Below are 6,884 nucleotides of genomic sequence, written 5' to 3'. Positions count from 1 at the left end.
TCCACGCCCTGCGCCGCAACGTCAACCTCAAGATCCTGCTCTTCAACAACCGGATCTACGGCCTCACCAAGGGCCAGTACTCCCCGACCTCCGAAGTCGGCAAGATCACCAAGTCGACGCCGATGGGCTCTCTGGACTCGCCCTTCAACCCGGTGTCGCTCGCCATCGGAGCGGAGGCCTCCTTCGTCGCCCGCACCGTCGACTCCGACCGCAAGCACCTCACCAACGTGCTGCGGCAGGCGGCCGCCCACCCCGGCACCGCACTGGTCGAGATCTACCAGAACTGCAACATCTTCAACGACGGGGCGTTCGACGCCCTGAAGGACCGTGAGACCGCCGAGGAGGCGGTGATCCGGCTGGAGCACGGGCAGCCCATCCGGTTCGGGGCGGATCTGGCCAAGGGGGTCGTGCGCGACCCGGCGACCGGCGACCTGGAGGTGGTGGCGGTGACGCCCGAGAACGAGGCGGACGTCCTGGTCCACGACGCGCACGCCGCGTCGCCGACCACCGCCTTCGCCCTCTCCCGCCTCGCCGACCCCGACACCCTCCACCACACCCCGATCGGCGTACTGCGCTCAGTGGAGCGGCCCGTCTACGACACGCTGATGGCGGACCAGCTCGACACCGCCATCGAGCAGCACGGCAAGGGCGACCTCGGCGCGCTGCTCACCGGCAGCGACACCTGGACCGTCACCGGCTGAGGCGTACCGCGCGGGCGGACGCGGTAAGCGGCTAGTAGCGGGCCCGGGACCGGTGGTCCCGGGCCTCGTCGTAGGCCCGGCGGGCCTTCTCCACGTCGGGCATGCGCTGATGCGTCCAGCCGGACAGGGCGCGCACCTGCTCCGCGGCCTCCCGGCCGAGGTCGGTGAGGGAGTAGTCGACGCGGGGCGGGATCACCGGCTTGGCGTCGCGGTGGACCAGGCCGTCCCGCTCCAGGTTCTGCAGGGTCTGGGTCAGCATCTTCTCGCTGACCTGCCCGATCGCCCTGCGCAGTTCGCTGAACCGGTACGAGCGGTCGAGGAGGCGGATCAGCACGAGAACGCCCCAGCGACTGGTCAGGTGCTCCAGGACCCGACGGTGCGGGCACATCGTGTCGTCGTCGCCCCTCGGGGTACTTACTGCCATGCAAGTACCTTACTTCAAAGTGGGTACTTTCGCTCAGTTAGCGCACTCCTTAGAGTTAGTGCATCCCCGCAACCCCCACCAGGAGTGTCTGAGACATGAGCATCGTCGTCACCGGAGCCACCGGAAACCTCGGCCGTCACGTCGTCGAGCAGCTGCTGGAGAAGGTCCCGGCAGAGCAGATAACAGCCGTGGTGCGCGACGAGGCCAGGGCCGCCGACCTCGCGGCCCGCGGCGTCAGGCTCGCCGTCGCCGACTACAACGCCCCCGAGACCTTCGACGGCCTCTTCGCCGCCGGCGACAAGGTCCTCCTCGTCTCCGGCAACGAGTTCGACAAGGGCCGTGTCGGCCAGCACAAGGTCGTCATCGACGCCGCCAGGGCCGCGGGCGTCGCCCTCCTCGCCTACACCAGCGCCCCCGGGTCGCTGACCGCCGCCCTCGCCGACGACCACAAGGGCACGGAGGCGGCGCTCCTCGAGTCCGGCGTCCCCTACGTCCTGCTGCGCAACGGCTGGTACAACGAGAACTACACCGAGCAGCTGGCCCCCGTGCTGCAGACCGGCGCCGTCACCCAGGCCGCCGGCGAGGGCCGCGTCGCCTCCGCCGCCCGGGCCGACTACGCCGCCGCCGCCGTGGCCGTCCTCACCGGCGAGGGACACGAGAACGCGACCTACGAGCTGAGCGGCGACACCGCCTGGAGCTTCGCCGAGTACGCCGCCGAGCTGAGCCGGCAGACCGGGCGGGAGATCGCCTACAACGCCGTCTCGGTCGACGACTTCGTCGGCATCCTGACCACCCACGCCGGACTCCCGGGCCCGTTCGCCGCGATCCTGGGCGGCGTGGAGGCGTCCATCGCGAAGGGCGAGCTGGCCGGCACCAGCGGCGACCTGTCCCGGCTGACCGGACGCCCGACGACGCCGATCGCCGACTCGATCGCGCTCGCGCTCAAGGGCTGACGCGCCTCGGCACGCGTGCGTGAGACCCCTCGGCACGCGCGCACCAGATCCTTCCGCACGCGTGCGCGAGGCCGCGGCGGTACCACCGCACCCCCGCCTGTCATGACCGTATGGCGATACGGGCATGACAGGCGGGGGTGCTCGGCGTTACCGTCGTCCACGCATGCCTGACGTGGGAGGGCCTGACGCGAGAGAGAGGGGCCCGTGGTGGTCGGGACGTCGAGGAGTGAAGGCCGGACAGGGCTGCTGAACGGCTTCGCGGCCTACGGGATGTGGGGCCTCGTGCCGCTCTTCTGGCCGCTGCTCAAACCGGCCGGGGCGACCGAGATCCTCGCCCACCGCATGGTGTGGTCCCTCGCCTTCGTCGGCGTCGCGCTGCTCGTGGTGCGGCGCTGGGCGTGGGCCGGCGAACTGCTGCGGCAGCCTCGCCGGCTGGCGCTCGTGGTGGTCGCGGCGGCCGTCATCACCGTGAACTGGGGCGTCTACATCTGGGCCGTCAACAGCGGCCACGTGGTCGAGGCGTCCCTCGGGTACTTCATCAACCCGCTGGTCACCATCGCCATGGGCGTGCTGATCCTCAAGGAACGGCTGCGGCCCGTGCAGTGGGTGGCGGTCGGCGTCGGCTTCGCGGCGGTGCTGGTGCTGACCGTCGGCTACGGCCGCCCGCCGTGGATCTCCCTCTGCCTCGCCTTCTCGTTCGCCACCTACGGGCTGGTGAAGAAGAAGGTCGGCCTCGGCGGGGTCGAGTCGCTGGCCGCCGAGACCGCCGTCCAGTTCCTGCCGGCGCTGGCCTACCTGATCTGGCTTTCCGCGCACGGCCACGCCACGTTCTCGACCGAGGGCCCCGGGCACGCGGCCCTCCTCGCCTCCACCGGCGTCGTCACCGCCCTCCCCCTCGTCTGCTTCGGCGCGGCGGCGATCCGCGTGCCGCTGTCCACGCTGGGCCTGCTGCAGTACCTGGCTCCCGTCTTCCAGTTCCTGCTCGGCGTCCTCTACTTCGGCGAGGCGATGCCGCCCGAGCGGTGGGCCGGCTTCGGCCTGGTCTGGCTCGCGCTGGCGCTGCTCACTGCGGACGCGTGGCGCTTCGCACGCCGCCCGAAGCGGCACGTCGAGGTGACCGAGGCGTCGATGGCCACACCCGCCCCCGCAGACGCCTGACGACCGGCCGCCTTCCGGGCGATCCTCGAGCGCCGCGGCGTACTCGCTGGTTGAGTGGACGGCATGACGCAGACACCCGCATCGCCGGTCTCGCCCGAACCGGCCGCCTCCACCGGGACGGCCCCCGCGGAGGCGGCCGCGCCCACGCCCGTGCACTGGAAGCTCGTGATCGACGCCGCCGACCCGCACGCGCAGGCCGACTTCTGGTCCGCCGCGCTGCACTACACGGCCGAGGACAACGGCGCTCTCATCGAGCGGTTGCTGGAGATGGGCGCGCTGCCGGGCGCGGCGACGGTGGAGTTCCACGGCCGGCCCGCCTTCCGCGACCTGGTCGCGGTGCGCCACCCCGACGACCCGTACGACCCCGAGAGCGGGACCGGACTCGGGCGGCGGCTGCTGTTCCAGAGGGTGCCGGAGGCCAAGACGGCGAAGAACCGGCTCCATCTGGATCTGCATCCCGGTGCGGAACGACGGGCCGAGGAGGTGGCGCGACTGGCGGCGCTGGGGGCGAGCGTGCTGCGGGAGGTGAAGGAACCGTCCGGTGAGTGGGTGGTGATGGCCGACCCCGAGGGGAACGAGTTCTGCGTGCACTAGACCGCTTCCGCATGCAGGAGACCGTTTCCGCATACAAGAGACCGCTTCCGCGGCAGACCGCTTCCGCGTACGGGAAAGCGCACGGCGGGGCCGGGTGTCCCGTCGGCGCTCTTGACGCGTAGTCAGTGAGCGTTCACGATCCTGGAACCCCACTCACTGTGGAATCCCTGTGATCCGGTGATTCCCGAGGAATTCGGAGCCCCCACATGAAGCTCCCCGTCTCCGGCCGCGCGGCGGCCGCCGGCGCAGCCTCGATTGTCATGCTCCTGACTGTAGGTTCGACGGCCGGCGCGGCCCCCTCACCCGGATCCGCGCCCCTCGCCGCCGCTCCCGACATCCCCGTGGCCAACGTCAAGGCGCATCTGGCCCAGCTGCAGTCCATAGCCACCGCCAACGGCGGCAACCGCGCCCACGGCCGGGCCGGTTACAAGGCCTCGCTCGACTACGCGAAGGCCAAGCTGGACGCCGCCGGGTACACCACCGTCGTCCAGCAGTTCACGTCGTCAGGGCGCACCGGCTACAACCTGATCGCCGACTGGCCCGGCGGCAACACCGGCCAGGTCGTCATGGCCGGCTCCCACCTCGACAGCGTCACGGCCGGCGCGGGCATCAACGACAACGGCTCCGGATCGGCGGCCGTGCTGGAGCTCGCGCTGACCGTGGCCCGTACCGGCTACCAGCCGACCAAGCACCTGCGGTTCGCCTGGTGGGGCGCGGAGGAACTGGGCATGGTCGGCTCCCGCTACTACGTCAACAACCTGTCCTCGGCGAACCGCGCCCGTATCAGCGGCTACCTCAACTTCGACATGATCGGTTCGCCGAACCCCGGCTACTTCGTCTACGACGACGATCCGACCATCGAGAAGACCTTCAAGGACTACTTCGCCGGCATCGGCGTCCCGACGGAGATCGAGACCGAGGGCGACGGCCGCTCCGACCACGCCCCCTTCAAGAACGTCGGCGTGCCGGTGGGCGGTCTGTTCAGCGGCGCCGACTACACCAAGACGGCGGCGCAGGCGGCCAAGTGGGGCGGCACGTCCGGTCGGGCCTTCGACCGCTGCTACCACTCGTCCTGCGACACCTCCGCCAACATCGACGACACGGCCCTGAACCGCAACGCGGACGCAGCCGCGTACGCCGTCTGGACGCTGTCGTCCTGACGGGGGTTCCGGCCCCGCCGTCCTGACCGGGGCGCGGCCCGTGTCGCGCCCCGGCGGGTCGTGCCGCTGCCCGGCGGGCCGGGCGGGTCGCGCCCCGGCCGGTCGTGGTCGCTACCCGCCCGACCTGCGGGCGCGTGCGGCCAGCCGGAGCATCCGCGCGCGGGCCGACTCCAGCTCCTCGACGTCGTCCGCGGCGGGGCCCTCCTCGGCGGTGAGCTCCGTCCACAGACCGAGGAGTTCCGTCCCCAGGTTGAGGCCCTGGAAGGGGTCGCGCACGGCACGCCAGGCCGCGGCCGCGCTCTGGACGTTGCCGTACGCGCCTTCCGCGTCCCGGGCCCGGCGGTGGATGCGGGCCAGCTCGAGGGAGAGATGGAAGGCCCGCAGCGGGTCACCCGCCAAGTAGGAGATGTAGGCGGTGAGTTCGCGAAGCCGGAGCACTTCGGGGTGCTCCGGCCCCAGCGTCCCGGACGCCTCCAGGACGGTCCGCTCCGCGAGGCCGGACGCGACGTCCGTCCGGCCCGCCCGTACGGCCTCGTTGATCCGCGCGATCGGCTCGGCGAGGAGCGCGGGCGCTCCGTCAGGGCCCGCCAGGGTGCGGGGATCGTCCCCGAGCACCGCCTCCGCGACCGCGTCGAAGCCCCGGGCGGGGGTGGGCTTGGGGTCGGGGTCCAGGCCCGGGACGGAGATGAGGCCCTCGGGGACCAACGGCGTGGGGCTGGAGGCCGAGGTGAACGCTGACGGGGCGGCGGAGACCGGAAGCGGGAGCGGAATCGGAACCGAGGGCGGGTTCGGCGCCGGGTCCGGCGCCGGATGCGGCACCGGGGACGACGTCGGGGACGCTGTCGCGGACGGGGACGGGGACGGGGACGGGGACGGGGACGGGGACGGGGTGACGGTTTCCGGGTCCGGCTGCTCGTCCATGGCCGGGGGCGGGCCGAACACACCGGTCGGGGCGGCGACCGTGCCGGGGGCCGGAACGTCACCCGGGGCTCCCGCGTGGTCCGGCTCGGAACCCGCCGCGCCGTCCGGCTCGGGGGCCGACTCCGGTACGGCCCGGAGTGCGTACGTGGGGGCCGAATCCGATCCCGGCGTCCGTACCGCCTCCGCCGTCTCCGCCTCCGGCACCGCCTCCGGCACCGTGCGCAAGGGGAACGTGGGGGTCATGTCACGCACCGGCCCGGACACCGGCCGCAGGAGATGCGTGTCGCCGTCCCGCCCGGGCTCGGACGGCCGTCCGTCCTGGACGACGGCGGAAGCAGCAGGCGCGACGGGCTCGACCGGCATGTCCGGCGCGACCGGCATGACAGGCGCGGAAGTCGCCGTCGGGGACGCCCTGGGGACGGTCGGCTGAACATCGGCGTGCGGGGCGGCGGCGTGCCGAACGGCGGCCGGCGGAGGCGTGGTCCCGCCCGCCGGAGCGGAGGCCTCGGCCGCCGGGGTCGGGGCCACGCCCACCGGAGCCGGAGCCGCAGTCGGGGCCGCCGGTGCGCGCAGGGGCTCCGCCGCGAAGTGGCTGGAGCCGTCCGGGTCCACGCGCAGGGGGACGACGTAACCGATGCGTTCGTCGTGGACGGTGGCGAGCACCGACCGGCCGGTGGCGAGGGCGATGCGGTGCAGGTGGCCGAGAACGGCGCGCTGGATCTCCTCGCCGTCGACCGCCGCGACCGGCACACCGCCTATCGTCGCCGCCCCGCCCCCGCGGACGTGGACGTCGAGCGGCGCCACGGCGACCGGGTGGCCGGCGTGCTTCTGTTCGCGCTTCTTCTCGCGGCTGAGTCGAGACATCGGTTCCTCACTCGGATGCGCCGTCACGCTCCGGTCGTCCACGTACGCATACATGTACACGTACTGTTGAGTCTCTCCGAGCGCTCCCGGTCCTCACGTCACCACGACG

The 6,884-nt window shown here is 72.4% G+C and carries 7 protein-coding genes; 5 read left to right on the top strand and 2 right to left on the bottom strand.

Going from position 1 to position 6,884, the window contains the following annotated elements; genetic code table 11:
• Nucleotides 1-701, top strand: a 701-nt coding sequence (locus ACH4ZA_RS37275) for a thiamine pyrophosphate-dependent enzyme (RefSeq protein ID WP_398433523.1), incomplete at its 5' end; no start/stop codon positions are given.
• A gap of 31 nt (nucleotides 702-732) precedes the next feature.
• Here the strand turns inward: ACH4ZA_RS37275 and ACH4ZA_RS37270 are convergent.
• The gene (locus ACH4ZA_RS37270) at nucleotides 733-1,125 is read right to left on the bottom strand and encodes a helix-turn-helix domain-containing protein (RefSeq protein WP_319279976.1); all 393 of its coding nucleotides are present in this window, start codon (nucleotides 1,123-1,125) and stop codon (nucleotides 733-735) included.
• Between the two features lie 95 nt (nucleotides 1,126-1,220).
• On the opposite strand from ACH4ZA_RS37270, the gene ACH4ZA_RS37265 reads away from it, so the two are divergent.
• From ACH4ZA_RS37265 to ACH4ZA_RS37250, 4 genes are all read left to right on the top strand, one after another.
• Nucleotides 1,221-2,078, top strand: coding sequence for an SDR family oxidoreductase (locus ACH4ZA_RS37265; RefSeq protein WP_319279977.1), 858 nt, complete (start codon nucleotides 1,221-1,223; stop codon nucleotides 2,076-2,078).
• Nucleotides 2,079-2,285: 207 nt separating this feature from the next.
• Entirely contained in the window at nucleotides 2,286-3,236 is a 951-nt protein-coding gene (rarD, locus tag ACH4ZA_RS37260; RefSeq protein ID WP_319280013.1) for an EamA family transporter RarD, read from the top strand.
• A gap of 63 nt (nucleotides 3,237-3,299) precedes the next feature.
• On the top strand, nucleotides 3,300-3,830 hold the full coding sequence (locus tag ACH4ZA_RS37255) for a VOC family protein (RefSeq protein ID WP_398433522.1): 531 nt from the start codon (nucleotides 3,300-3,302) through the stop codon (nucleotides 3,828-3,830).
• A 206-nt stretch (nucleotides 3,831-4,036) separates the two neighbouring features.
• On the top strand, nucleotides 4,037-4,990 hold the full coding sequence (locus ACH4ZA_RS37250; RefSeq protein ID WP_319279978.1) for a M28 family metallopeptidase: 954 nt from the start codon (nucleotides 4,037-4,039) through the stop codon (nucleotides 4,988-4,990).
• Nucleotides 4,991-5,101: 111 nt separating this feature from the next.
• On the opposite strand, the gene ACH4ZA_RS37245 is transcribed toward ACH4ZA_RS37250, so the two are convergent.
• Nucleotides 5,102-6,775 (bottom strand): tetratricopeptide repeat protein, encoded by a 1,674-nt coding sequence (locus tag ACH4ZA_RS37245; protein WP_398433521.1) that lies wholly within the window; start codon nucleotides 6,773-6,775, stop codon nucleotides 5,102-5,104.
• Nucleotides 6,776-6,884 lie beyond the last annotated feature (109 nt).

It is taken from the genome of Streptomyces sp. NPDC020597, from assembly GCF_044335095.1.
GTDB lineage: Bacteria > Actinomycetota > Actinomycetes > Streptomycetales > Streptomycetaceae > Streptomyces.
The sequence above is the reverse complement of the archived record's forward strand: the minus strand, read 5'-3'. Positions and strand labels throughout refer to the sequence as shown.